The organism is Streptomyces sp. NBC_00654 (assembly GCF_026341775.1).
In the GTDB taxonomy this organism is placed as follows: Bacteria; Actinomycetota; Actinomycetes; order Streptomycetales; family Streptomycetaceae; genus Streptomyces.
The window spans coordinates 80,179-104,877 of the sequence record NZ_JAPEOB010000001.1 but is presented as its reverse complement, the minus strand read 5'-3'; the positions used below and the strand labels follow the sequence as shown (position 1 = coordinate 104,877).

Here is a 24,699-nt window from a genome sequence, read left to right as displayed (position 1 = left end):
GAAGGGAGGAGCAGTGGGACAGGCCTCGCGATACAGAGACGCGGGGCGAGGGCAGCTGACGGACGTCCTTGATGTGCCGAAGGATGCCGCTGTCCTGTGTCCACTCGTCGGTGATCGCCTTTCCGGGGCAGGAACACCACTAGTTTCTGATTTACCGTGACTCATCGCGACTCACTGCGTCTCAGTGCAGGTCAGAGGGAGTGCCCTCAAGGTGAGCATCGTGGCTCATCGCGTCTCAGATCGCGACTCAGCTCCCAAACGCAGAAGAGACCACCACGCGGCGCGGTGGTCTCTTCCCGACTACGTCAGCAGCAGTCATCGTCGTGGCTCGCGCCACCCCGGATGCCCGCTCAGTCGGGCAGCGGACCGCCCCAGGCGCGTTCGGTCAGCTCGCCCCATACCCCCGGCGCGACCGTCCGCGGATCGACGGCTTCACTGGGCGCGGACGTCCCGTACGTACCGTTGGGCAGCTCGGAACGATCGTAGTCCTTCACCCAGAACACCCGGCGGACGAACCTGCCGGGCATGTCCTCGCTCGGAGCATCCGACTTGAGCACGGAGTAGCCCACCCGTCGGCCCGTTCCGCGCCATGCCACCGGCTTCTGCCGAGTCGTGGACAAGCGGGCTACTGTCTGGCGGACGTAGTCGAAGCCGCCCACGTCCTCGGTCCAGACGATCTGTTCCTCGTGCTCCAAAGCTGCACGATCCTTCGACACGGCCCCTCCTAAGCTAGACACGGTTGCCCGCCTGGCACCCTCCCCATGCGCCGTGCTTCGCATGCCTGCCTCCCCAGTCCGACACCGCCATGAGGTCCGAGAAGGCCGCTGCTTCTTGTTGCACAGGAAGTGACTTGCCGGGTTCCCGACCAGCGGTCACCCAATTGATCAACGCCGTGACCTGCGGCTGAGCTGTCGGCTGTTGTCAGTGTCGGTCATCGTTCAGCGCCCCTTCACGGCCCCGAGACGGCTCCAAAAGGCGCTCTGTCGTTGCTGTTGACTGTCACTCGATGCGAAGGGTCACTGATGGTCGCCGGGCCAGCAGGACGGGCTCCCAGGTGCGCGGGCGGCTGGCTGTGGTCGGGCCGGTTGCTGCACTCCGGCGCCATACCGACCGCGTCAGAAAGTCGCGTGCTCACCAGCCGCCTCAGAGTCCGGTTCGGTGGATATAGGAGATGACGGTCAAGGTCTCCTCCTCAATGATCCACGGCGAGGTGCAGTGGAGGACTCCACCGGTCGCGGTCACAGGCTCAATGGTGCGATCCAGTTCGATGGAGTGGACGATCACAAGGGCGTTGTCTGGCGCGAACTTGCGTTGCCATTCGACCTCGGCCCTCGTCAGGATGACCTGGCTACCGTCGGACGTGGTCCCCTTCACCTCTACGTGAAGCTTCTCGTCCCCTCGCGCCAGGTGCAGATCGTACGGCTTGCTGGCGCCAACGTCCTTCACAGTCCATCCCTGGGCCTCGAAGTGCTCCGTGGCAAGCAGGACACTGTGCCTCTCGATGGCCCTGCGCTCGACAGCGGTCAGGAGAAACCCTTGACCTCCCTTGCGAGCGCTCCTGCGGTTCGCAGTGGTCGCCGCACTCTGGGTTGCCTCTCGGACCTCCACCGGAAGGTCGCCAGGAACGTAGGTTGCGTTGTCCGCGGCCTTGTAGAGGGGCCCCAAGAGCCGTGCCATGAAGAGCAGATCTTCGCTCAGGACATCTGAGTCGGGGATGGCATCGCGCTGGTACTCGATGGCCACGACGTTGCCAGGCTCATAGCCCTTGCCAAGCTTCGTGCGTGCGTTGAGACGTATCTCTGTCAGCAAGTCGGAGCGCTCGCCGGCCACTTGTCCAATGAGCGGGCGGGCCCAGTTGATGCGCTTCTTCAGGGCAGCGGGCTCACGGGGCTTGAGCTCGCCGGCGATCCACTCGGTCGTGCCCTGGTTGAGCGACAGGTAGACGCGTTCGCCGTCACCGCTGAACAGATAGACGATGTACCAGCCCTCGGTTGCGCTCGGGGTCCTGCTCTTCGAGTAGACCCGGGCCCATGCGACTTCGGCCCTCTGGCCAGCCCCATCTTTCCCCTCCACTCCCACATCGTCGAGCGGTATGCCCATGGCTACGGCAAGAGCCTTGGCGTGCTCAGCCAGCCACGTGCGGATCTCGGTCCGAATGACGACACCGCGGCGCTTCATCGGTTCGGTGTTCTTGGCCTGCCACACCTTCTGAAGGTCGAGTACCACGCTCAAGAGTTCATCCACGCTGCGAACCGTAGCCTGGGGTACCGACATCGGACTGAGGCTCATACTTGAATAGATGTCCGCTGAGCTTGGGAATCAGCGGGCATTGTGCCCATATCGGCGCGCTGACCAGCAGAATCGGGTGCCACGGCGAACCCTAGGGTTCGCCGTGGCACCCGTGATTGACCGTGGCTCCCCGCTCGGTCGGGCACGGATACCTTCTGATCCGTAGCTCTATGTGGATCGGTTGATGACGGTCAAGTCGGTTGCGCTACAGCCTTTCGGCGCCGCCACCAGACGGGGCCGGTTGCCGTGGTTGCTGTACTTCGCTGCTGTACCACCGCCAAGCCCTGTCGCCGTCGGTACCAGCTCCGCTATCGGGTGCGGCTGAGAGTGCCCCGTTGCGGTGGTTCAGGCACCATGAGCGGTGGTCACTGCCCCTCGTTCTTGAGTCGCTTCTCGCTGGCGCAGTGCGGTAGCCAGCCCGAGCACTCCTGTTGCGGCCGCGCATGCGCTCACGAGATCGCCCACCGGCCGCCACGCGATCGAGACGATCACGATGACCGTGATGACCCAGAGACGGCGGCCCTGGCTTGACAGGCCCTGGGGGGACAGGGAAAAACTCATGATGAGCCTCCTTAGGGAAGTTCCAGCCCACCTGCCGCACTCGCCGGGAAGCCTGAGCGGCCAGGTGGGTTGCTTGTTGCAGTCATCATGCGTGAGAGGCGCATCGCCGTGGCGGGGCAAGAGCGTGCTAGCGCCGGCGGCGTTTTCCGTGGAGGCTGAATTCGAGGCCTAACCAGCCCCTAGATCAAGGGGGCCCACCTATCTGACCTGCTGTTTTGCATTATGGCCTGATCTTTTTCCATGGCTGGACAATGTCGTCACTCAAGGTGACGGAACGGGCGCTCTCTGCAACCTGCCGCCCGACTGGCCAGCCCCCCTGAGCTTTGGTGACGTCTCAGCGCGCGGATCGCTTCCGAAGGGGCGCCCACTCGCTCGGCGTGCGGAGTCTCGATGACCTGACCAAGCGCGCTGCCCAAGTCCCTCTGAGTGGGCACGCGAAGCTCGCGGCGGCTGCCGACCACTGCTTTAGGGGCGAGAGGGGCAAGAGTGGACATGACCTGCGCGTTCTCCAGCCTGACAGCCAGTCGGCGGAAGCACTCCTCTGGACCGCTGTTCCCCGTGAGTCCCCGCCCGTTCTGGCACGAGAGTTGTGCAACCGGGGATGGTGCGACGCCCCCTGGTCAACCGCTGGCGCCAAGGTCGATGGGGCCTGCGGTGCTGTATCGGTCGCCGCTCGGTCGGGCACCCCATGGGCACGGTGCCAATCAGGGCTATTCGTAGATCCGAGCGGCAGTTAGGGCACGAGCGAAGAACCTCCAGTCACTTTCGGGGGGCAGGTCGTACCCGAAGTTCCGGTAGAGCCCCGGAGACGCAGCGACCCACGCTTCTAGGGCTTCCAGGAACCTGTCCAGCGTCAAGTTCTCCCACTGCTGGCCGCTGGCTGCGTAGTTGGCACGAAGACGCGCCAGGAAGGCGCCGAAGGCCTCGCGATCGCCAAGGTGATCGTCAGGCACCAGGGGGCTTGTCATGACTGCGACCTCAAGGGGCCTGCACGGTCGGGCGGAGCCTCAATGGCCAGGTCGAGTTCCATCAAATGGCCGAAGAAGTGAGGGGCGGGGTCGCTGACCTGCGCCCCTTCTTGCGCTCAACGCGCTGACCTGGCGGTTGCTGGGTCGCCAGTTGTCATCTCTAGTCGCCATCGTGAACCCTCGCACGGACCCCTGACGGCCCCGCCTCCGAATCATGGGGCGAGCCAATCCGCGTTCCCAGGCGCGACCGCGGAGTGCTGTCCCTCGATCGACTGCCGTGCTGCCGATACTGCTCCACCGCTCGCTCCAGAGCCTTAAGGTTGGCCCATCTGACCTTGGAGGGGCCAAGTGATCCTGCGGGAATTTCTCTACGTTGACACCAATAAGGTGCGTGCGATGTTGGCCCAGTTGGATGGGGGTGTTGCGGAAGAATCGCGGCAGACGGGGCGAACCGAGAAGAGGACCACAGTGGGACCTCGGGTTGCTGCCCAACATTTTCAAGGGTCTTCGGATGAGACGTATACGAATAAATCGATGGGTGACGCCCTGTTCCCTATGCTTGAGGAATCTCTTGAGACGGAAGGGATTCTTCATGATATCTCGCTTGAGGTATCCGACTTGGGGCAATGGAGTTCCGGCGGGCTTAAGAAGTCATATCCGCCTGGCTCTTTGGTTAGAGTCACAGCGATGGGTTCCTTCTTTGATGCACGCTATGTGGCTGCCTCATTTGCGGCCTTCGCGTCTGTCAACGCTGGCCTGGCTGGACTTGGCTTCTCTCTCGACGGAACCACTCCCGCGCCCCAAAAGGGCAAGCAGGGGCAGGGGAGGCCAGGGGGAGGTAAGCAGTCTCCGACGGGTAAGGGTGCAGTTTCATCGAGTACCGAACAGTTGGAAGACCTGATCCCCGACTTTCCCCCTATGGCTGGAATTACCCCAAAGATGCTTCGATCCTTTGTTCAAGTATCTAAGGGGATGTTCAGTCCAGGGCTTCACATCAACTTGACTCCGGCAGAAGATGTTCTGATTAGTGCTCGCCTTCAGGAGGGGAGGCAGTACCTCGACAGTGAAGCCGATATCCTTCTTGCTCGCTATGGGGCGGAGAATCAGGAACTCACGCTCGTTGGTAGCGTTGGTAGCTATGGGTCTGAGGAAACAGATCTTCCTGACCAGGATTTTATGAAGAAGAATGACACCGTAAGTCGAGGGGCTTTTGCGGAGGTCATGAACTCGCAGATGCGTAATCTGGGCAGGATCGGTTTCATTGATCTTCCGCAGCACCCTGGATTTTCTCTTATTCCGTTTGCTGTGTATCGGTCGATTCCTCGACCGGGTGCGCTCGTGCCATCTTCATACTGACCCGTGGGGTGATGCTTGGGGGTGCCTTAACTCACCACTCACCCCAGCTCCCATCCCGTCCGCCTCCGACCCACACACGGTGGAGCGGTCGCGGTTCAGGGCGTCAAGGTGGAGCGCGCCACTGTACGAACGACCTTGACGCCCTGGGCCGTGACTGCTCGGCTCTGCCTGGGTCGGAGGTGGTCGGGATGGGAGCCCACGACGCTCGCCACGTTCCGGCCGGCACTCGCGAACGGCGCCCCCACCATCCCGGGGTCTTCGCGCCCCCGCCGGGGGCATGTCTTGAAGCCGCGGGCTTGGTTCTCGTCTCATGCCCCACGGGCCTATCCACTGCGGGCGCGCGTCGGCGGCGGCAGCGCCGAGCGGGCCGAAGGCAGGAGCGCGGGCGCAGCCAGAGCCGGGAAGCGCGCCCGGCGGAGCGGAGCGCAGCCGGGTGCCTTGATGAAGTAGAGAAAGTCTTATCCCGCTGTGATGAGCTGCTTGCCGTCGTGGCTCCGCACGTGAGGGCCGTTGCCATCCAGGGCGTCCAGGAGACGGACCGCGTAGACCTCAGCCATGCGCTCGCTGACCTCGTCGGGTGTGAGCCAGGAGACGGCTGTCGACTCGCTTGATGTGCGCTCGGTGCCGCTGGAGGGCTTGCAGCGGAAGACCAGGGCGACGATGCCTCGGGTCGTGTTCTTGTAGACGCCGGTGAGCTGGTCCACCTCGACGTGGATGCCTGTCTCTTCCCAGACCTCGCGGGCAACGCCGGCTTCCGGTGTCTCGTTGAGTTCGAGGATGCCGCCGGGGAGCTCCCAGGTGCCGTTGTCGGCTCGGCGGATCGCCAGGAGACGGCCGTCCTCGCGCACCACTACTCCGGCGACGGACACGGAGTGCAGGGGAGTGGGTGCCGCTTCCTGTGGTTGACTCATGTAGAGGAGCATAGGAGGCAGGAAAGGGCTATGGGAACTGCGGCGGGAGGGGCCGGTTCCGGTCCTCGGTATGTGCAGATCGCTGATGACCTCGTGCAGCAGATCCGGGCGGGGGTTCTCAAGGCCGGCGACATGGTGCCGAGCGAATCCGAGCTGGTGGACCGCTACGGCGTCTCCGGCGGGACGATCCGTAAGGCCATGGTCGAGGTACGAGCGAGTGGGCTCGTCGAGACCAGGCATGGCAAGGGCTCGATCGTGAAGAACCGGCCCCCCGTACGGCACCGCTCCTCCGATCGCTTCCGGCGCTCGCTCCGGCGAGGTGGCCAGGCGGCCTACCTCGCGGAGTCCACACAGTCCGGCGCCACCGCGAAAGTCAGCGTCCTCTACATCGGTCCCATGGACGCGCCCGAGGATGCCGCCGAGCGTCTGGGAGTTCCCGCCGGTACACAGGTGTTGGCCCGCCGGCGCCTCTACTTCCGTAACGGCACGCCGGTGGAAACCGCCTCGTCGTACCTGCCCTGGGACGTGGTGAAGGAGATCCCCGAGCTGTTCGCCGAGAACCCCGGGGGCGGTGGCATCTACGCCCGACTCGAAGACCACGGGCATGAGTTCGCAGAGTTCGTCGAGACGCTGCAAGCGCGCCCGGCCTCGAAGTCGGAGGCGTCGGAACTGGCGCTCAGTCCCGGTGCGCCCGTGGTTCACCTGATCCGGGAGGCCCGTACGACTGCGGGTCGGGTGGTCGAGGTGTGCGACACGCTCATGGCCGCTGACCAGTTCGTTTTCGAGTATCGGATCCCTGCCGACGACTGACGTCCGCTCAACTTCCCGCAACCCGTCGTGAGTTCTTCTTCGCGGCGGGTTGACTCATGTACAGGAGTCAGGCACTCTTCTTCATGTCACTCATGTACATGAGTGGCGGAGTTCAGCATCTATAGAGGAGTGATCTGCTGTGCGTCAGATTCCCGTAGACACCTCCAGCGCTGTCGTGATGGTCGCCAAGATTCCGCAGGTCAAGGTCCGTGACCGCCGCACCGGTGAGATCGCCACCGACATGGAGACCGGTGCTCAGCTCATGACCGTGGACGTGATGTTCGCGGCGAATGAGGAGGTGGAGATCCTGTCCGTCACCGTTCCGGAGCCCGGGATCACCGGTGAGCTGTCCATGGGTACGCCGGTCGCGCTCACCGGCCTGGTCGCACGTCCGTGGGAGAACGACTTCAACGGTCAGCGGCGGCACGGCATCGCGTTCCGCGCGGTCGCGGTCACCTCGCTCGCCGACGTCGCCGCCGCAGGGTCGAAGGCGGCCTGATCATGACCGCCTTCACGGTCGCTCTGGTGCTGGTCGTCGCCGCTGCGGGTCTCCTGCGGTGGCGGCGGCCCGCCTGGTACTGGCTGGCCTTCGGGGTCACTCTGGCCGCGCTGCGGGTCTTGGTCCGGTACCGCTCGGTCATGGACGCGTGCGGGTTGACCGTTCCGCCGGCGCGGTGGCGGTTAGCTCTGGCTCGGGCCACCAACCAGCCGATACCTGAGCCCCGCCCACCGCGTATCCGGCGACTGCGGCCGACTCGCACCGGCCTGGTCCTCCGACTCAAGCTCCGTCCCGGGCAGGACGTCTTCGACATCGCTGCGGCCTCGGACCGGCTTCGGCACTCGTTCTCGATGTTCGGCGTGACCTCGCGTGAGGTGCGGTCCGGTGTCGTCGAGGTGCGGATGACCGGATACGACGTGCTCAAGCGGGTACAGATGCCTGCTGAGACGGAGACCCGGGCGATGCGGGTACCGGTCGCCCTTCGGGAGGACGGGTCGGTGCACTACCGCGACTACCGCGCGATACCTCACGCCCTCACCCTCGGCGCCACGGAGTCCGGCAAGTCGGTCTACCAACGCAACCTGGTCGCCGGCCTTGCTCCTTTGAACGTTGCCCTCGTCGGCATCGACTGCAAGCAAGGGGTCGAACTTTTCCCGCTGGCGCGCCGGTTCTCAGCGCTGGCCGACAGCCCGGACACCGCTGCCGAACTCCTCGATGCACTCGTGGCGCGGATGGCGGACGTCTACCGCCTCATCCGTACCCAGCAGCGCATCACCGTCGATGTGCCGGACGCGGAGATCGCCGCCGACATCTGGGACCTGCCTGATGAGTTCCGCCCGACCCCGGTCGTCGTCCTGGTCGACGAGGTGGCCGAACTCGCGCTGTACGCAACGAAGGAGGAGGAGAGGCGGCGGGACCGCATCATCACCGCCCTGGTCCGTCTCGCGCAGCTCGGCCGCGCCGCCGGTATCTACCTCGAAATCTGCGGACAGCGCTTCGGCTCCGAACTCGGCAAGGGCATCACCATGCTCCGCGCCCAACTCACCGGCCGCACCGCCCACCGTCTCAACGACGAGACCTCCGCCAACATGGCCTTCGGCGACATCGCCCCGGACGCGGTCCTCGCCGCCATCCAGATTCCCGCCGAACTGCGAGGCCTCGCCATCGCGGGAGACGCGTCCGGCGGTTGGCACCGCATCCGCGCTCCGCACACCTCGCTCCGCCAGGCCGTGAACCTCTGCAACCGGTACGCCGACAGGACCCCGGACCTGCCCGAGCTGGCCCCCTTCCGGCCCGCCACGACCGGTACCGCCACCGAGCTTGTGCCGTCGGCGAAGGCCTCTCCGGCCAGCGCCTGATCTCTCCCCCCACCCGGTAGGCGTGACCGTCTTCGCGCCGAGTCCCTACCACTGCCATGCCCAGAGAAGGGAGAACCGCCATGTGCCCCGACTGCGAGGACTTCGCCCGGACCGTGCTTCTGCTCGGCCAACTCGCTCTGTACGCCGACATGGCCGGCGCCGACCTCGACTTCGTGGACGTCGTCAGCCCGTCCCTCGCCGTGTCGCTGCCGGAGCCGCCGCCGGGCACGTTCCCGGACGACTCCGACCCCGCTGAGGACTCCTGATGGGCGCCCGGCACGGTCTCCGGATCGACGCGGTGTTGATCCAGGCGGTTATCGCCGGAGCTCTGTCCTTCGCGCACCTGCACGACCTCGCCGCCGCGGCCGGACAGGACGGCTGGAAGGCATGGGCCTACCCGGTCAGCGTTGACCTGCTCCTTGTCGCCGCCTGGCGTCGGCTGCGCAGCGAGGGTCCGTCCCGGTTGGCCTGGTGCTGGTTCCTGATCGCCCTGTTCGCGTCGCTCGGCGCCAACGTCGCCACCGCCGGGTTCCTCGACCTGGCCGACCCGCCGGCTCCGCTCCGGCTCGGCATCGCCGGATGGCCCGCACTCGCGTTCCTCGGCGGCACTCTCCTCGCCCATTCGCCGGGGAAGCCGGTGCCGGTTCCGTCAGCCGCCGTCACGGAGACAAAGGATGTCGGGCCGACGCGTGTGCCTGACGCCGCCCCGATCCCATCCCCGGCCGATGAACTCCCTGCGACAACGGCCCTGTCCTCGCCACCGGCCCCGTACCCGGATCCGCCCGTCCCCGCCGTGCTGATCGACCACGCCCGCAAGGTCGCCGACGAGTACCGAACCCGCACCGGATCACCGATCGACACCGACACCCTCCGCTCCCGCCTCGGCGTTCCGCCCCACCTCGCCGACGCTATCGCCGCCCGCCTCAGCTGACCGCAAAGGAGAACTGAGATGACCCACGATCCCGCCGACCTGACCGTGGCCGACTACCTCGACGGAGCGCGTGAGATGGCCGCAGCCGGACGCCCCTTCCTCGCCCACCTGCTCGCCGAGGAAGCCGCACGACGCGTCGACGACCCGGCCAACGCCCGCAGCATCCGCGCCCAGTACACCGACCCGACGACCGACAGGGGCTGACCGGCATGCCCGCCCGCGACAGCTTCCACTCCCTGATGCGCATCGGCCCGGTGCAGATCGGCACCCGCCGCGATCGCACCGGCCGCACTGCCCACGCCGCCGTCTGCACCGCCGACCGCTGCGGCTGGTCCGCCGACTACTCCAGCCGGACCGCCGCCCAACTCGCCGCCCGTACCCACCGCTGCACCGTCCGTTAGGAGACAGCGTCCATGGACGTTCCCCTCTGGATCGCCCTGCTGGTTGTCGGCTACCTCGGCATCAAGCTCTTCCGCCCGCCGGTGTGGCTGATCTGCGTGCTCCTCCTCGGCGGCTACTTCCTCGCCGACAGCCTCTTCGCCTCCGTCATCGACACCGCCGTCAAGTAACCCGCGCCCGGGAGAGGAGAACCACCCATGTTCCAGCCCAAGATCCCGACCATGCCGCAGCCCTCGGGCCTGGTCACCCCGCCCGCCGTCGTCCAGCCGACCACCATCACGCCGGGCACGCCTGCCCCGGCACCCGCCGCCGCCCCTGCGCCGTCCCGTCCGGTCGTACAGCTCACCCCCGGCACCGCGGTCGCGCTCGTCGGTGCCGGTACTGCCGTCGTCCTGGTCGTCGGCACCGTCCTGGTCTCGCTGCTCCTGGCGGTCGCCGTCACCAGCGCCTCGGTCGCCGTCTGCACGGTCGTCCTGCGCTCCCTGATCGCGTCCGACGCCAAACGCCGCTGACCGGCCCCCGGGCAGCCTCGATACCGCCAAGCATCCGCCGCCCGGGAGCCGTGCCCACCGATCGATCTCGCAACCGGAAGGAACCCCCAGCATGGCCCACCCGCCCTCACCCTCGAAACAGAAGCGGTCCATGCCCGCACCACAGCTCGACCCGACCGTCCTCGGGGACGTCCTCCGGGTGGCCTCGGCCTCCGACTACGCCCGCTGGGAGGACCAGATCCGGCGCACCGGCGGCTGTGCCGACCCCGTCCATCTGAGCGGCTGGGTAACCCACAAGGACAAGACCACCGGCGAGACCCTGCACCGCTACTCGACCGCGTACGAGCCGGGCGGGCGTCTCCGCCTCGCCTGCGGCAACCGCCGTGCCTCCCGCTGCCCCTCCTGCGCCTGGACCTACGCGGGCGACACCTACCACCTGATCCGTGCCGGCCTCGCCGGAGACGACCGCCGCGACATCACCGCCGCCGTCCGCGACCACCCGCGCGTCTTCGCCACCCTCACCGCACCCTCGTTCGGCCCTGTCCACAACCGCCCCGACCGGGGCACCTGCCGGTGCGGTACGGCGCATGGCTCGGACTCCGGGGACCTGGGCTCCGCCCTTGATCCGGAGACCTACGACTACGCGGGCGCGGCGCTCTTCAACAACCATGCCGGGGAACTCTGGCAGCGTTTCACCACTCGACTCCGCCGCGAACTCGCCATCCACGCAGGAATCCCACGCCGTGAGCTGGGTGACCATCTCCGGGTCTCCTTCGGCAAGGTCGCCGAATTCCAGAAGCGTGGAGCCCTCCACTTCCATGCCGTCGTACGTCTCGACGGCCCGGAGGGACCTTGTACTCCGCCGCCCTCTTGGGCCACGGTCGATCTCCTCACCGACGCGATACGCGCCGCAGCCGCGCACTCGTACACGTCGGTCTCCGTCCCGGCTGCCGGTGAACAGTCGTCTCGGACCTTTCGGTGGGGCCGACAGCTCGACGTTCGCCCGGTCAAGGCCTTCGGCGACGGTTCAGATGTCACTGAGCAGGCAGTCGCCTCGTACGTGGCCAAGTACGCCACCAAAGCCGCCGAGAACACCGGCACCCTGGACCGCCGTATCGGGGAACTCGCCGAACTCGACCGCCACCGCGTTCCCGAGCACACCCGGCGGCTCATCACCGCATGCCGTGAGCTCGACAGCCTCTATCCGGACCGGCGCCTCTGGGCCTGGGCTCACATGCTCGGCTTTCGCGGCCACTTCTCGTCCAAGTCCCGCACCTACTCGACCACCCTCGGTGCCCTCCGCCAGGAACGCGCCGACTATCGCGCTTCACAGGAAGCGACCGTCCTCGGTCTGGCCGACCGTGAACCGGACACCGTCCTCGTCCTGGCGGACTGGCAGTACGTCGGCCACGGGCACACCCCCGGCGAAGGAGCTCTCGCCGCCACCATCGCCCGTGACCTCCAGACCAACCGCGAGACCGCCCGCGATGTGCTGAAGGGGCGCACTACCGACGAGGGGGAGTGGTGACCGTGGCGGACCGACTGCTTACCGTGAATCAGGTCGCCGAACGCCTCGGCACCGGTCTCCGCTTCCCTCGCCGGCTCATCGAGGAACGCCGCATCACGTTCGTCAAGGTCGGCCGACACGTCCGCATCCCCGAGAGCGCCGTGGAGGAGTACGTCAGTGCCCACACGGTGGCGCCGATTGTCCTACGGCCCACCTCGGCGTACTCGTACCGGAGGGCTGCCTGATGGCCGCCAAGCGTAAGGCCCGCCGCGCCTTCGGCCGGATCCGGAAGCTGCCGTCCGGCCGGTTCCAGGCTCGGTATCCGGGGCCTGACGGCGTGCTGCGTGCAGCTGATCAGACGTTCGCCACAACGACGGACGCCGATCGCTGGCTGGCACGGAAGCGAATCGAGATGGAGGAGGGCCGCTGGCTCGACCCCGCCGAGGGACGGACCACCGTCCGCGATTGGTCGGCACGATGGCTTACCGCGGTCTCCCCGCAGCTCAAGCACAAGACACAGGCGTCGTACCGATCCCTGATCAACTCGCTGATCGTTCCGGCGCTCGGTGATCGTGAGCTTTCCAGCCTCCGGCCGATCACCATCGTCGAATGGGTCGGGGCGATGAAGACCCGTGGTCTCAGCGCATCGCGGATCAGGCAGGCCTACCGGGTGCTCTCGCAGATCATGCGGGCGGCCGTCGACAACGAGATGATCGGGCAGACCCCGTGCAGGGGTGTGAAGCTGCCTCGAATGCCGCAGACCGAACCGCACATCCTCACCCCGCTGGAAGCCTCACGGATTGTGCGGAGCGCGACGAAACCGCATGACCTGCTGATCTCCTTGCTCGCCTACGCGGGTCTGAGGGTTGGTGAGGCGTTCGCGCTGCGGCGGGCGGACATTGATGTGTCCGGCGGCTTGGTCCTGGTCGATGAGAACCTCGCCGAAGCGAACGGCACCCTCGTCTTCGACACCCCCAAGTCCCATCAGAAACGGGTCCTGCGGATCGGGCCGTCACTCGCGACGCGGATCGGCCAGCACCTGGAGACGCTGTCGGGTGGGGAGGACGCTCTCCTCTTCATCACACCCGGCGGCAAGCCGCTGCGCTACAACCAGTGGCGCAAGGCGTACTTCGATCCCGCTGTGACGGCGGCCGGGCTCACTGACGTCACGCCGCACGACCTGCGTGCCTCGCACGGGACGTGGGTCGCCGACCGGTACGGGGTGATGACCGCCGCGCACCGGCTCGGGCACTCGAACGCCAGCGTGACGACTCGGCACTACGCCCGGCCGGTTGCCGGACGCGACGACCAAGTGGCGGAAGCAGCGGATACCTGGCTCACGGAGGTGGATACTGAAGGCGGCTCTAGAGACGCCGCTGAGGACTGACTGTTGTGGCACCCAGCTGAACGGCCCCTGACCATGCACCTGGTCGGGGGTTGCCCTCTTGCCCGCTCTCGGACGTCTCGGCCTGACTCGCGGTTTAACCAGATGTGTGACCGTTTTCTGCTGTGCCAAGTGCGGGACCGTGCTCGCCGGTGAGCTGGTGGGGATGCTGGCCGATCCGCCGGTTGACGATTTTGATCACGGTCGGGACAAGAAGACCAGTCGGGCTTCCACCGTTCCCCGCGGACATTCCTTCGTGGATCCGAAGCCATGAGGTGCGCCATTGGCGTCGCTGATGAATCTCGCCGGCTCTCGGTTGGAAGCGTTTCGCGCCCTTGAAGATCTCCGCAATCTCGGCTGCTGATCGCGTAGTCGTGATGAGGGCGGCGCCAGCAGCCAATGATATGACGCAGAGCAAGAGCATGGGAGCCGCACTATCACTCATCCTGCATATGAGTGGGCGCCCGGAGCGTCGCAAACAAGTCAACTTTAGCAAAGATTTGGCAATCTGTCGCCCCCTCTCCTGCGGGGTTGAAATAATCGCTGCATGAGTGGAGAAATGGCTGCGGCTTTGGTCGGTGGCTCCGCCAGTTTGGTTGGCGCTTTGATTGGCGGATTTGGGGCATGGAAAGCAGCCTCAAGTGCCGCAAAGGCGACAGGGGTGAAAGCGTTGGAGGCGGCGCTAGAGACCTCACGCAGGAATCATATGGCGGTGCTGGAACAGGCGCATCGCGCGGCCCGGCGGGCTGTTTACGGAAGTCTGCTAGGTAAAGCGCAGGAATTCTCACGCGACGCGTCAACGGCTCTCGATTCCTTGGAAAAGTTGGAGATGGCTATGGAGATCGAATGGGGTGGATATGCAAATCCAGGGGATTGGGAATTGGATAACGAAGAAAGGGAGCCATATGGGCAGTTTATGCCTGCCGTCAGGGGTTTGGATCCACTGAAAAATGCCGCTCTGCATGCAGAGCTGGAAGGGCCGGGGGATGTGCGTAAGGCGGCTCGCGAGCTATCGGTGAGCGCTGAAGCGCTGGGAGGTTTCTGGATTCAGGCGTGGGAATTTTGCGAAAATGAAGAATTGGGGATCAGTCTGGAACCTCCTGCTTATTCGGGCATGAAGGATGCCTGGGAGTGTCTTGGAGTAAAGGTCAGGGATTTTGTTAGAGTCGCTGCCGCGCATCTCGATGAGAGGGTGTGATCGAATTTTCTGCGGTGAGTGATAAATGGAAATTTCCGCGCGGCTGAATCCTTGCCTGCGAGTTTTCATCCATGGTCTGCAGGTGAATTTTGTCGCGGTAGTGATTCTTTTCGGTCTGACCTTCGGCACCGCTGATCATGGCCTCACTGTGTGGTGGCGTGTTCAGTCGTTAGCGGGTCGCTGGCCGGCACAAATGCCAGGTTGGAATGAGCTCAGTATCCGCCGGGTGTCGTGGCAGCTTCGTCGTCCACCCGGACGATGTCCTGCCACGTCTCAAACCCGCCCAGCTCGGGGGCAACTGGCGAAGTCGCTGCCGGCCCGCTGGCCCTCGCGGCCCCAACCTGGCAGGTTTCTGCGGCTCTTGCCTGGCCGCCTGAGCGGCCGACTGCATGGGCCCAAACTAACTGCATCTCGATCCGGTCTGTGTGTGCGCCTGGCCTGAAGGCGGACCAGCGGTCGGTCAGTGAGGAGCATGACGATGGCCGCAACACTGCCGATGGGGCACGTAAGGGGCACGACGGCGATGACAACGGCTCCACTGGCACTTCGATGCTCATCTGAACTGCAGCGGAGTCCCCACCGCCCGTGATCGGCAAGAGGTCTTGAAAACCGTCGTCGCAGCGATGTGACCGTGGGTTCAAATCCCACACCCACCGCCATGAGTACGGCCCCTGACCGGTCGAAACGGTCAGGGGCCGTACTCATGCGTGCCGGCCGCCGGTTCGGCTACCGCGTGATCAGGGCCGGGCGGGCGTCCGGGCGCCCGAAGGCGAGGACGCGTGGCAGCACCTCGCGCAGGCGGGCCACGTCCGCCGGTGGTGCGTGGAGCACCGCCTCGACGACGGGGTCGCTCAGGCCGAGCGCGTCCAAGGACGCGGGGTCCAGGGTCACCCGCAGCACCTCACCGCTCAACTCCACTTCGCGTACGCAGCCGTACGCGGTGCCCTGGTCCGGCGTGACGAGGCAGTGCGTGTCCATCCCGAGCGCCACTTCCTGGGAATCGGGCTCCTCGAAGTCGCACATGAACAGGAGGGAGAACCCCTCCTCGTCGTCCGACTCGGCCACGCCCGCCATCACACAATCGTCGGCGTCCGGATCGTCGAGTCCGCAAGCGATCCGTGCTGTGAACCTGTACGTCATACGTGCGTTCTATCACCGGGAGCCGACAGCCGGGTGTCCGCTCGGCCTCCGCCGGTTGCTCGATGAGCCCGGATGGGCCCTGCTGTCAGGCGTGTTCGGGGCGGCCCGCGGTGAGGCGGGCGGCGGAGGCGATGGCGGCTCGGGCCTCGTGTGCGGTGAGACCGGTGCGGACGGCCGCGTCGGTGAGGGCGTCCGCGAGTTCGTCGCCGAAGCCGTGTTCGTACGCCCGGCAGGCCGCCCAGAAGAGCCGGGTGTTGCGCTGTCCCTCGTGCGCCGCGAGCACGAACTGGATGAGGCCCTGACCCTGCCGGCTGCGCGAGGCGTGGCCGGTGGTGCGGCGGGGGCGTGAGGGGGGCGTGAGCAGGCGCAGGAGGGCTCGGGGGCAGGGGGCGGGGGCGAGCGCCGCCGCGCCGGGGGCGAGCCGGTACATGCCGTGGGTGGTGACCGACCCGGGGCCGACCAGATACCCGCCGGCCCCGCGGATGTCGATGCCCGGGGCGAGGCGTCCGGCCGAGTTCGGCACGGAGACGTCGGGAGGCCCGGTCAGCCAGAGGTGGCGGCCGCCGCTCGGGGTGAGCACCGTGACGGTCGGCGGGACCGTGAACAGGTGCTGGAAGGCCAGCTGGTGGAGTGCGGCCAGGGAGTCGTTGCCGCCGGTGGTGTCGATGTCGAGATCGACTCCGATGAGGCGGTGCGGGGCGCGTCCGCAGGCGATGCCGTAGCCGGTGGCGCGGGGAGCGGCGGCGAAGAGGGCGCGGACGGCGGCGGGGTCGGTGGTGGCGTCGTGGACGCCGTGGCCCGGGAGGCCGCAGGCGCCGCGGCAGAGGACCGGCGGGGTCTCGCCGCGGTGGGGGGAGCGCAGCGCGGGGAGCTTGGTGGCGGACAGGGGGAAGACGGGGAGCCCGCGCCCGGCGGCGGAGAGGGCGTGGGCCAGGGCCAGGGTGGCGGTCTGCCGGTCGATGGTGGCCATGCCTTCATTTTCGTACAAGCGTTCGAAGAAGGGAAGGGGGGTGGGTGGCGCGAGGGTGGTGATGCGGCGCTTCGGGGGGCGCGAGGCGTGGGGTGGGGTGCGCGACGGAGGTGGGCGCGGGTGCGGGCGTTGTGGTGTCGGGGTTGACAGGACACCTGAATCTGACGGACAGTCAGAATCCTGTCAGGTCCCTTGATCCGCCCTGAGCCGTACGCCCGGGAGGCCGCCGCCGTGCACCTCGCCCCGACGGAGCGCCAGCAGCGGCTGCGCGCCGAACTCCGCACGTACTTCCGTGATGTGATGCCCGGCCGAAGGCCCGGGGAAGGCGCCGAGCAGCGCGGCCTGCTGCGCCGGATCGGCGCCGACGGCATGCTCGGGCTGGGCTGGCCCGTCGAGTACGGCGGACAGGGCCGAGGCCCCGACGAGCAGTTCGTCTTCTTCGACGAGGCCTACCGGGCGGGCGCCCCCGTCTCCATGGTCACGCTCAACACCGTCGGGCCGACCTTGATGAAGTACGGGACCGACGAGCAGAAGGCGTACTTCCTGCCCCGGATCCTCAGCGGAGACCTCGTCTTCGCGATCGGCTACAGCGAGCCGGAGGCCGGTACGGATCTGGCGTCCCTGCGGACGAGAGCCGTCCGGGACGGGGACGACTGGGTGATCGACGGCCAGAAGATCTTCACCAGCAACGCCCAGCACGCCGACTGGATCTGGCTCGCCTGCCGTACGGATCCGGCGGCGCCCAAGCACAAGGGCATCTCGATCGTCCTGGTGCCGACGGACGCCCCGGGCTTCTCCTGGACGCCCATCGAGACGGTGGGCGGGCTGACCACGACGGCCACGTACTACGACGGCATCCGGGTGCCCGCCACCCACCTCGTCGGCGCCGAGAACGCCGGCTGGGGCCTCATCACCAACCAGCTGAACCACGAGCGGGTGGCGCTCGCCGCGATCGGGATGCAGGCCGAGGACTTCTACGGGGCGGCGCTCGCGCACGCCCGCACCCCCGACCCCGTGACCGGGCGGCGCCGGATCGACGAGCCGTGGGTGCGGTCCCGGCTGGCCGAGGCGTATGCCCGGCTGGCGGCGACACGCCTGCTCAACTGGCGCCTGGTGGGGTCGGTGGGGGCGGGGTCGCTGGCGCCGGGCGAGGCGAGCGGCGTGAAGTTCGCGGGGACCGAGAGCGCCGTCGAGGTGTACCGGATCTGCCAGGAGGTCCTGGGCGAGGCCGGGCTGATCCGGGGCGGATCCCTCGGCTCCTTCGGTGCCGATGCCGGGGCCGGGGCCGACGCCGGGGCCGGTACCGACGAAGGGGCCGGGGCCGGGGCCGGTGACGGTGAACTGGAGCGGATGAACCGGGCGGCACAGATCAACACCTTCGGGGGCGGTGTCAGCGAGGTGCAGCGGGAGATCGTCGCGACGATGCGGCTCGGCATGAAGCGGGGGAAACGATGACGGGCGGCCGGGCGGAACCGATGAGCGCGGCTGCCGGGCCGGAGGGGCTGTACGAGCGGCTGAAGGCGTACGAGGGGTGCTCCGCCGCCACGGCGGGCGTCGGCAAGGACCTGGTCAACGAGGCGATGATCCGGCACTGGTGCGAGGCCATGGGGGACAGCGGGCCGGCCTACCGGGGGCCCGGGGCGATCGCCCCGCCGACGATGCTCCAGGCCTGGACGATGGGCGGGCTCTCGGGGCACTCGGACCGCTCACCGGCGTACGAGGAACTGTTCGGCCTGCTCGATGGCGCCGGGTACACCTCGGTGGTCGCGACCGACTGCGAGCAGGAGTATCTGCGACCGCTGCGCCCCGGCGACCGGATCACCTTCGACGCGGTCATCGAGGCGGTGTCGCGATGCAAGTCCACCAAGCTCGGGGCGGGTTACTTCGTCACGACCCGGATGGACGTCCGCGCGGACGGGGAGCCGGCGGGGACGCACCGGTTCCGGATCCTCAAGTACGCGCCCGCGGCGGCGGGCCGGCCCACGGCGACGGCCACGCGGCCCACGGCGACGGCCACACGGACCGCGGCGACGGCCACGCAGCCCGCGGACAAGGAACAGTCCGGGGCTGCCGGGGCTGCCGGGGCGAAGCTGCGGCCCCGGCCGGTGATCAACCGGGACAACGCCGGATTCTGGGCCGGAGTCGCCGAACACAAGCTGCTGATCCAGCGGTGCGGCGACTGCCGGACCCTGCGTTTTCCCTGGCTGCCGGGGTGCAACGCGTGCGGCGGCCGGGACTGGGACACCGTGGAGGCGAGCGGTGAGGGGACCGTCTACAGCCATGTGGTGATGCACCACCCGCCGTTTCCCGCCTTCGGCACGTCCGCCGAGGGCGGCCCGTACGCCGTCGGCCTGATCGAACTGGCCGAGGGCGTCCGCATGGTCAGCAATGTGATCGGTGTGCCGTACGACGAGGTCCGCACGGGCATGCCGGTACGGCTGGAGTTCCTGCGTACGGACCCCGAACTGGAACTGCCCGTCTTCCGCGGCGACGTACGGGAGCGGTCCGAGGAGAGCTTCCGGGAGAGCGAGGCCTGACATGGACTTCACGCCCACGGAGGAGCAGGCCGAGGCACAGGGGCTCGCCGCGCGGATCTTCGGTGATCTGTCGACGCCCGAGCGGCTGGCGGCGTCCGGTACCGGGACGGACGCGGAGCTGTGGAAGGCACTGTGCGCGGCGGGGCTGCCCGCCGCCGTCGAGGACATCGGGCTGCTCGGCCTGGTACTGCTCCTGGAGGAGCAGGGCCGGACCACGGCGCAGGTGCCGTTCGCGGTCACCTGTGTCTATGGGCTGCTCGCCGTCGCGGAGCACGGTACGGCGGAGCAGCGGGAGCGGCTGTTGCCCGCGCTGCGCGACGGTACGGCGGTGGCGACCGGCGCCTTCCCGGCGCGGAGCGGGGTGCGGTCGGCGGCGGTGAGCGCGGGAGCGGGAGGGGGCGCGGGTGCGGTCGGCGCGGGCTCGGCCGGAGCCGGTGGTGCCGACGCGGAACTCTCCGGCGTGGTGCCGTACGTGCCGTGGCTGCGGGACGCGACCCACGTACTGGTGGCCGACGCGGACCAGGTCCTGTGGATCGTACGGACCGGTGAACCGGGGGCGACGGTGCTTCCGGTGGAGACCACGGCACCGTGGTCCGCGGCGCGGCTCGTCCTCGACGGCGCGCGTGGCGAACGGCTGGGCGAGGCGGGCGCCGGGGGGAGTTCGGCCGTCGGGGGCAGTTCGGGCGCCGGGGAGCGTACGGAGAGGGCGCGCTCCGGTGCGTACGCCTCCGTGCTGGCCGCCGCCCGTACCGCCTTCGCCGGACTTCAGGCCGGAGTGTGCGCCGGTTCACTGGCACGTGCGGTCGAACACACCGCGACACGCGAGCAGTTCGGCCGCCCGCTCTCCACCAACCAGGGGGTCCTGCTGCGCGCGGCCGACGCGCATATGGACGTCGAGGCGATCCGCGTGACGGCGTACGAGGCGGCCTGGCGCAGGGATCAGCGACTGCCGTGCCTCACACAGGCGTTGACGGCTGCCTGGTGGGCCGCGGAGGCCGGTAGGCGGGTCGTGCACGCCGGGCAGCATCTGCACGGCGGGACGGGCGCGGACCTGGACCATCCCGTCCACCGGCACTTCCTCTGGGGCCGTCAGCTCGACGCGTATCTGGGAGGTGGCGGCGAAGTGCTCCAGGAGCTGGGGGAGTCACTGGCCGACGAGGAGAGGGAGGCGTCGTGAAGCGGGCGGAAGACGGCGGTACGCGGGTGGGCGAGGAGCTGGCACCGCTGGAGATCCCCGTGACCCGGACCCTGATCGTCGCGGGGGCCGTCGCCTCCCGGGACTACCAGGACGTGCACCATGACGCGGAGCTCGCGCGGGAGAAGGGCTCGCCGGACATCTTCATGAACATCCTGACGACCAACGGCCTCGTCGGCCGGTACATCACCGACCACTTCGGCCCCTCGGCCGTCCTCCGCAAGGTCGCGATCCGGCTGGGCGCCCCCAACTACCCGGGGGACACGATGGTGCTCACCGGTACCGTCACCGCACTCACCCCCGGCCCGGACCCGGTGGCCGAGGTGGCGGTCGTCGGTACGAACGGCCTCGGCCGGCATGTCGCCGGAACGGTCACCGTCGCCCTGCCCGGAGGTGCGGCATGAGCGTGCGCAGGGCCGATTCGCTGGGCGGGAAGGCCGCGATCGTCGGCATCGGGGCGACCGAGTTCTCCAAGGACTCCGGGCGCAGCGAGCTCACCCTGGCCGTCGAGGCCGTGCGGGCCGCGCTCGACGACGCCGGGCTGTCGCCCTCCGACGTCGACGGTCTCGTCACCTTCACGATGGACACCAGTCCGGAGATCACCGTCGCCCAGGCGGCCGGTATCGGCGAGCTGTCGTTCTTCTCCCGCGTCCACTACGGCGGCGGCGCGGCCTGCGCCACCGTGCAGCAGGCGGCCCTCGCCGTGGCGAGCGGGGTGGCCGACGTCGTGGTCTGCTACCGCGCCTTCAACGAGCGCTCCGGGCGCAGGTTCGGTTCCGGGGTGCAGCGGCGCGAGCCCACCGCCGAGGGCGCGGCGCTCGGCTGGAACCTTCCCTTCGGGCTCCTCACCCCGGCCTCCTGGGTGGCGATGGCGGCCCAGCGGTATCTGCACACGTACACACTGGAGCCGGAGGTCTTCGGCCATGTCGCGGTCACCGACCGGCGGCACGCGGCGCGCAACCCGGCGGCCTATTTCTACGGCAAACCGATCACGCTCGCCGACCACGCCGCCTCGCGCTGGATCGTGGAGCCCCTGCGGCTGCTCGACTGCTGCCAGGAGACGGACGGCGGTCAGGCGATCGTCGTGACGAGCGCCGAACGTGCCAGGGACCTGCCGCGGCCGCCCGCGGTGATCGTCGCCGCGGCGCAGGGGGCGGGGCGGGCCCAGGAGCAGATGACCAGCTTCTACCGGGACGGGCTGACCGGGCTGCCGGAGATGGGTGTGGTCGCCCGGCAGCTCTGGCGGACCTCCGGGCTCTCCCCCGCCGACATCGACGTGGGCATCCTCTACGACCACTTCACCCCGTTCGTGCTGATGCAGCTGGAGGAGTTCGGCTTCTGCGGGCCCGGTGAGGCCGCCGGGTTCGTGGCGGACGACGCCCTGCCCCTCAACACCCACGGGGGCCAGCTGGGGGAGGCGTATCTGCACGGGATGAACGGCATCGCGGAGGCGGTCCGGCAGATCCGTTCCACCTCGGTGAACCAGGTCACCGGCGCGGCCAGGACCCTGGTCACTGCGGGCACCGGCGTCCCCACATCGGGGCTGATCCTGGGCCGGGACGGCTGAGCGCCCGGCGTGCGCGGGCCCCGGGAACGTACGGCCGGGTGTCCGGCCCCCGTCTCAGGGGTGGACCCTGACCGGCGGTAGCGGCCCCTCCACCTACAGGAGGTGTAGTCCACCCCGCCCCTACAACCTGAGGCGGACCCGGCTTCGGGACCTGGGGGCGATCCCCAGGGCGGCCCCCGCTCCTAGCGTGGAGCCATGACCACGCCAGTCTGCACGGGCGCCTCCAGGGCAGCCACTGCCGCCGCCGGACACCCGCCCTACGCGTCGTTCTCGTCGTACGTACGGGCGCGGGGTCCCGTACTGCTGCGCACCGCCCGCTCCCTCACCGCGAATCCCTGCGACGCGGAGGACCTGCTGCAGACCGCGCTCACCAAGACGTACGTCGCCTGGGAGCGGATCGAGGACCACCAGGCGCTCGACGGCTATGTCCGCCGGGCCCTGCTGAACACGCGTACCTCGCAGTGGCGCAAGCGCAAGGTCGACGAGTTCGCCTGCGACGAGCTGCCCGAACAGGAGGGCGTCCCGGCGGCCGATCCCGCCGAACAGCAGACGCTGCACGACGCGATGTGGCGTGCCGTGCTGAAGCTCCCGGACCGGCAGCGTGCGATGGTCGTCCTGCGCTACTACGAAGACCTCAGCGAGGCACAGACGGCCGAGGTGCTCGGGGTCTCCATCGGCACGGTCAAGAGCGCCGTGTCACGGGCGCTCGGCAAGCTCCGCGAGGACCCGGAGCTGACGCCGGTCCGGTGATCCGGCGGTCCGGTGATCCGGCGGTCCGCTGATCCGGCGGTCCGGCGAGAGCGGGCGGGTCCGAACCGTCCGATTCCTTTGGCTTTCTTCGGCTTCCTTCGGCCGACACCGATTCGTACTCCCGGAAGTAGTGACATACCGAGTGGTATGTGAGCAGAATCAGCGGAACCTTACTGCCGCGTAGCGCCCACCGGGAGGACGCCGTGCTGAGCACCATGCAGGACGTACCGCTGACTGTGACCCGCATCCTGACCCATGGGATGACCATCCACGGGAAGTCGCAGGTCACGACCTGGACCGGCGAACCCGAGCCGCAACGACGCACCTTCGCCGAGGTCGGCGCACGTGCCGCGCAACTGGCCAACGCCCTGCGCGACGAGCTGGGAATCGACGGCGACCAGAGGGTGGGAACCCTCATGTGGAACAACGCGGAACACGTGGAGGCGTATCTCGCCATCCCCTCCATGGGCGCCGTGCTCCACACCCTCAACCTCCGGCTGCCCGCCGAGCAGCTGGTCTGGATCGTCAATCACGCGGACGACAAGGCGGTGATCGTCAACGGTTCGCTGCTGCCGCTCCTCGTACCGCTGCTTCCCCACCTGCCGTCCGTCGAGCATGTGATCGTCTCGGGCCCCGGTGACCGTGCGGCCCTCGCCGGGGTCGCGCCGCGCGTGCACGAGTACGAGGAACTGATCGCGGGCCGCCCCACCACGTACGACTGGCCGGAGCTGGACGAACGCCAGGCCGCGGCCATGTGCTACACCTCCGGCACCACCGGTGACCCCAAGGGCGTCGTCTACTCCCACCGGTCCATCTACCTGCACTCCATGCAGGTCAACATGGCCGAGTCCATGGGACTGACCGACAAGGACACCACCCTTGTGGTGGTCCCCCAGTTCCATGTGAACGCCTGGGGGCTGCCGCACTCCACATTCATGACCGGCGTGAACATGCTGATGCCGGATCGTTTCCTCCAGCCCGCCCCGCTCGCCGACATGATCGAGCGTGAGCGGCCGACCCACGCCGCCGCGGTGCCCACCATCTGGCAGGGCCTGCTCGCCGAGGTCACCGCCCACCCGCGCGACCTCACCTCGATGACCAACGTCACCATCGGCGGCGCCGCCTGTCCGCCCTCCCTCATGGAGGCGTACGACAGGCTCGGCGTCCGCCTCTGCCACGCCTGGGGAATGACGGAGACCTCGCCGCTGGGCACCATGGCCAACCCGCCCGCCGGGCTCGACGAGGAGGCCGAGTGGCCCTACCGCGTCACCCAGGGCCGCTTCCCGGCCGGAGTCGAGGCGCGCCTGGTGGGCCCCGGCGGCGAGCACCTGCCGTGGGACGGCGAGGCGGCGGGTGAGCTGGAGGTCCGCGGTCCCTGGATCGCGGGGGCGTACTACGGCGGCGCGGACGGCGGACACCTGCGCCCCGAGGACAAGTTCAGCGAGGACGGCTGGCTCAAGACCGGCGATGTCGGCGTGATCAGCGCCGACGGCTTCCTCACCCTGACCGACCGGGCCAAGGACGTCATCAAGTCCGGCGGTGAGTGGATCTCCAGCGTGGAGCTGGAGAACGCGCTGATGGCCCACCCGGATGTGGCCGAGGCCGCCGTCGTCGCCGTCCCGGACGACAAGTGGGGCGAGCGTCCGCTGGCGACCGTGGTCCTCAAGGAGGGGGCCGTCGCCGAGTACGAGGCGCTGCGGGCGTTTCTCGCGGAGTCCGGCATCGCCAAGTGGCAGCTGCCGGAGCGCTGGACGATCATTCCGGCGGTGCCGAAGACGAGTGTCGGCAAGTTCGACAAGAAGGTGATCCGCAAGCAGTACGCGGACGGCGAGCTGGACATCACCCAGCTCTGACGCGACAGCGGAAGCGCGGATCAGC

General features: G+C 68.2%; 27 protein-coding genes. 21 read left to right on the top strand and 6 right to left on the bottom strand.

Annotation, left to right across the window (positions count from 1 at the left end; genetic code table 11):
• Positions 1 to 350: 350 nt before the first annotated feature.
• The 3 genes from OHA98_RS00470 to OHA98_RS00460 all read right to left on the bottom strand — a co-directional run bounded on the left by OHA98_RS00470 (position 351) and on the right by OHA98_RS00460 (position 2,850).
• The gene (locus tag OHA98_RS00470) at positions 351 to 716 is read right to left on the bottom strand and encodes a DUF6009 family protein (RefSeq protein ID WP_266922093.1); all 366 of its coding nucleotides are present in this window, start codon (positions 714 to 716) and stop codon (positions 351 to 353) included.
• 427 nt (positions 717 to 1,143) lie between these two features.
• Positions 1,144 to 2,244, bottom strand: coding sequence for a DUF3578 domain-containing protein (locus OHA98_RS00465; RefSeq protein ID WP_266922092.1), 1,101 nt, complete (start codon positions 2,242 to 2,244; stop codon positions 1,144 to 1,146).
• A 390-nt stretch (positions 2,245 to 2,634) separates the two neighbouring features.
• The gene (locus tag OHA98_RS00460) at positions 2,635 to 2,850 is read right to left on the bottom strand and encodes a hypothetical protein (RefSeq protein WP_266922091.1); all 216 of its coding nucleotides are present in this window, start codon (positions 2,848 to 2,850) and stop codon (positions 2,635 to 2,637) included.
• Positions 2,851 to 4,166: 1,316 nt separating this feature from the next.
• Here OHA98_RS00460 and OHA98_RS00455 point away from each other — a divergent pair.
• Positions 4,167 to 5,174 (top strand): hypothetical protein, encoded by a 1,008-nt coding sequence (locus OHA98_RS00455; RefSeq protein WP_266922090.1) that lies wholly within the window; start codon positions 4,167 to 4,169, stop codon positions 5,172 to 5,174.
• 458 nt (positions 5,175 to 5,632) lie between these two features.
• Here the strand turns inward: OHA98_RS00455 and OHA98_RS00450 are convergent, their stop codons facing one another.
• A complete protein-coding gene (locus OHA98_RS00450) occupies positions 5,633 to 6,097 on the bottom strand; it encodes an NUDIX hydrolase (protein ID WP_266922089.1) in 465 nt (154 codons plus the stop codon).
• An 18-nt stretch (positions 6,098 to 6,115) separates the two neighbouring features.
• Here OHA98_RS00450 and OHA98_RS00445 point away from each other — a divergent pair, with 18 nt between their 5' ends.
• The 13 genes from OHA98_RS00445 to OHA98_RS00385 all read left to right on the top strand — a co-directional run bounded on the left by OHA98_RS00445 (position 6,116) and on the right by OHA98_RS00385 (position 14,662).
• Positions 6,116 to 6,895, top strand: coding sequence for a GntR family transcriptional regulator (locus OHA98_RS00445; RefSeq protein ID WP_266922088.1), 780 nt, complete (start codon positions 6,116 to 6,118; stop codon positions 6,893 to 6,895).
• Between the two features lie 139 nt (positions 6,896 to 7,034).
• A complete protein-coding gene (locus OHA98_RS00440; RefSeq protein ID WP_097894091.1) occupies positions 7,035 to 7,394 on the top strand; it encodes a hypothetical protein in 360 nt (119 codons plus the stop codon).
• Positions 7,395 to 7,396: 2 nt separating this feature from the next.
• Entirely contained in the window at positions 7,397 to 8,752 is a 1,356-nt protein-coding gene (locus OHA98_RS00435) for an FtsK/SpoIIIE domain-containing protein (RefSeq protein ID WP_266922087.1), read from the top strand.
• An 80-nt stretch (positions 8,753 to 8,832) separates the two neighbouring features.
• Complete coding sequence (locus OHA98_RS00430; protein ID WP_015577979.1) at positions 8,833 to 9,018, top strand: hypothetical protein; 186 nt, start codon at positions 8,833 to 8,835, stop codon at positions 9,016 to 9,018.
• Positions 9,018 to 9,683, top strand: a complete 666-nt coding sequence (locus OHA98_RS00425; RefSeq protein WP_266922086.1) for a DUF2637 domain-containing protein — start codon at positions 9,018 to 9,020, stop codon at positions 9,681 to 9,683. The genes OHA98_RS00430 and OHA98_RS00425 overlap by 1 nt, the downstream gene beginning before the upstream one ends.
• Before the next feature lie 18 nt (positions 9,684 to 9,701).
• Positions 9,702 to 9,887: a hypothetical protein gene (locus OHA98_RS00420; protein ID WP_266423594.1), complete on the top strand. Its 186-nt coding sequence runs from the start codon at positions 9,702 to 9,704 to the stop codon at positions 9,885 to 9,887.
• 5 nt (positions 9,888 to 9,892) lie between these two features.
• Entirely contained in the window at positions 9,893 to 10,084 is a 192-nt protein-coding gene (locus tag OHA98_RS00415) for a mobile element transfer protein (RefSeq protein ID WP_266922085.1), read from the top strand.
• A gap of 12 nt (positions 10,085 to 10,096) precedes the next feature.
• Positions 10,097 to 10,252 (top strand): hypothetical protein, encoded by a 156-nt coding sequence (locus OHA98_RS00410; RefSeq protein WP_266922084.1) that lies wholly within the window; start codon positions 10,097 to 10,099, stop codon positions 10,250 to 10,252.
• Positions 10,253 to 10,279: 27 nt separating this feature from the next.
• Positions 10,280 to 10,594, top strand: a complete 315-nt coding sequence (locus OHA98_RS00405) for a SpdD-like protein (RefSeq protein WP_266922083.1) — start codon at positions 10,280 to 10,282, stop codon at positions 10,592 to 10,594.
• 91 nt (positions 10,595 to 10,685) lie between these two features.
• A complete protein-coding gene (gene repSA, locus OHA98_RS00400; protein WP_323179471.1) occupies positions 10,686 to 12,101 on the top strand; it encodes a replication initiator protein RepSA in 1,416 nt (471 codons plus the stop codon).
• A 2-nt stretch (positions 12,102 to 12,103) separates the two neighbouring features.
• Complete coding sequence (locus tag OHA98_RS00395; protein ID WP_030123122.1) at positions 12,104 to 12,325, top strand: helix-turn-helix domain-containing protein; 222 nt, start codon at positions 12,104 to 12,106, stop codon at positions 12,323 to 12,325.
• The gene (locus OHA98_RS00390) at positions 12,325 to 13,467 is read left to right on the top strand and encodes a site-specific integrase (protein ID WP_266922081.1); all 1,143 of its coding nucleotides are present in this window, start codon (positions 12,325 to 12,327) and stop codon (positions 13,465 to 13,467) included. The genes OHA98_RS00395 and OHA98_RS00390 overlap by 1 nt, the downstream gene beginning before the upstream one ends.
• A gap of 544 nt (positions 13,468 to 14,011) precedes the next feature.
• Positions 14,012 to 14,662, top strand: a complete 651-nt coding sequence (locus OHA98_RS00385; protein WP_266922080.1) for a hypothetical protein — start codon at positions 14,012 to 14,014, stop codon at positions 14,660 to 14,662.
• A 726-nt stretch (positions 14,663 to 15,388) separates the two neighbouring features.
• On the opposite strand, the gene OHA98_RS00380 is transcribed toward OHA98_RS00385, so the two are convergent.
• Together OHA98_RS00380 and OHA98_RS00375 are read right to left on the bottom strand one after the other, a co-directional pair.
• Positions 15,389 to 15,802, bottom strand: coding sequence for an Imm10 family immunity protein (locus OHA98_RS00380; RefSeq protein WP_266922079.1), 414 nt, complete (start codon positions 15,800 to 15,802; stop codon positions 15,389 to 15,391).
• Positions 15,803 to 15,887: 85 nt separating this feature from the next.
• Positions 15,888 to 16,772, bottom strand: a complete 885-nt coding sequence (locus OHA98_RS00375; protein ID WP_266922078.1) for a bifunctional DNA primase/polymerase — start codon at positions 16,770 to 16,772, stop codon at positions 15,888 to 15,890.
• Between the two features lie 231 nt (positions 16,773 to 17,003).
• Here OHA98_RS00375 and OHA98_RS00370 point away from each other — a divergent pair, with 231 nt between their 5' ends.
• The 7 genes from OHA98_RS00370 (at position 17,004) to OHA98_RS00340 (ending at position 24,674) form a co-directional block, all read left to right on the top strand.
• Positions 17,004 to 18,227 carry an acyl-CoA dehydrogenase family protein gene (locus OHA98_RS00370; RefSeq protein WP_266927618.1) on the top strand — a complete coding sequence of 408 codons (1,224 nt, stop codon included), beginning with the start codon at positions 17,004 to 17,006 and terminating at the stop codon, positions 18,225 to 18,227.
• On the top strand, positions 18,224 to 19,309 hold the full coding sequence (locus OHA98_RS00365) for a bifunctional MaoC family dehydratase N-terminal/OB-fold nucleic acid binding domain-containing protein (protein ID WP_266922077.1): 1,086 nt from the start codon (positions 18,224 to 18,226) through the stop codon (positions 19,307 to 19,309). Before OHA98_RS00370 ends, OHA98_RS00365 begins: the two co-directional genes overlap by 4 nt.
• A 1-nt stretch (position 19,310) precedes the next feature.
• Entirely contained in the window at positions 19,311 to 20,486 is a 1,176-nt protein-coding gene (locus OHA98_RS00360; RefSeq protein WP_266922076.1) for an acyl-CoA dehydrogenase family protein, read from the top strand.
• Entirely contained in the window at positions 20,483 to 20,908 is a 426-nt protein-coding gene (locus OHA98_RS00355) for a MaoC family dehydratase (protein WP_323179470.1), read from the top strand. The genes OHA98_RS00360 and OHA98_RS00355 overlap by 4 nt, the downstream gene beginning before the upstream one ends.
• Positions 20,905 to 22,071 carry a lipid-transfer protein gene (locus tag OHA98_RS00350; RefSeq protein WP_266922075.1) on the top strand — a complete coding sequence of 389 codons (1,167 nt, stop codon included), beginning with the start codon at positions 20,905 to 20,907 and terminating at the stop codon, positions 22,069 to 22,071. Before OHA98_RS00355 ends, OHA98_RS00350 begins: the two co-directional genes overlap by 4 nt.
• 195 nt (positions 22,072 to 22,266) lie before the next feature.
• Positions 22,267 to 22,821, top strand: a complete 555-nt coding sequence (locus OHA98_RS00345; RefSeq protein WP_266922074.1) for a SigE family RNA polymerase sigma factor — start codon at positions 22,267 to 22,269, stop codon at positions 22,819 to 22,821.
• A gap of 203 nt (positions 22,822 to 23,024) precedes the next feature.
• Positions 23,025 to 24,674, top strand: a complete 1,650-nt coding sequence (locus OHA98_RS00340) for a long-chain fatty acid--CoA ligase (protein ID WP_266922073.1) — start codon at positions 23,025 to 23,027, stop codon at positions 24,672 to 24,674.
• Positions 24,675 to 24,699 lie beyond the last annotated feature (25 nt).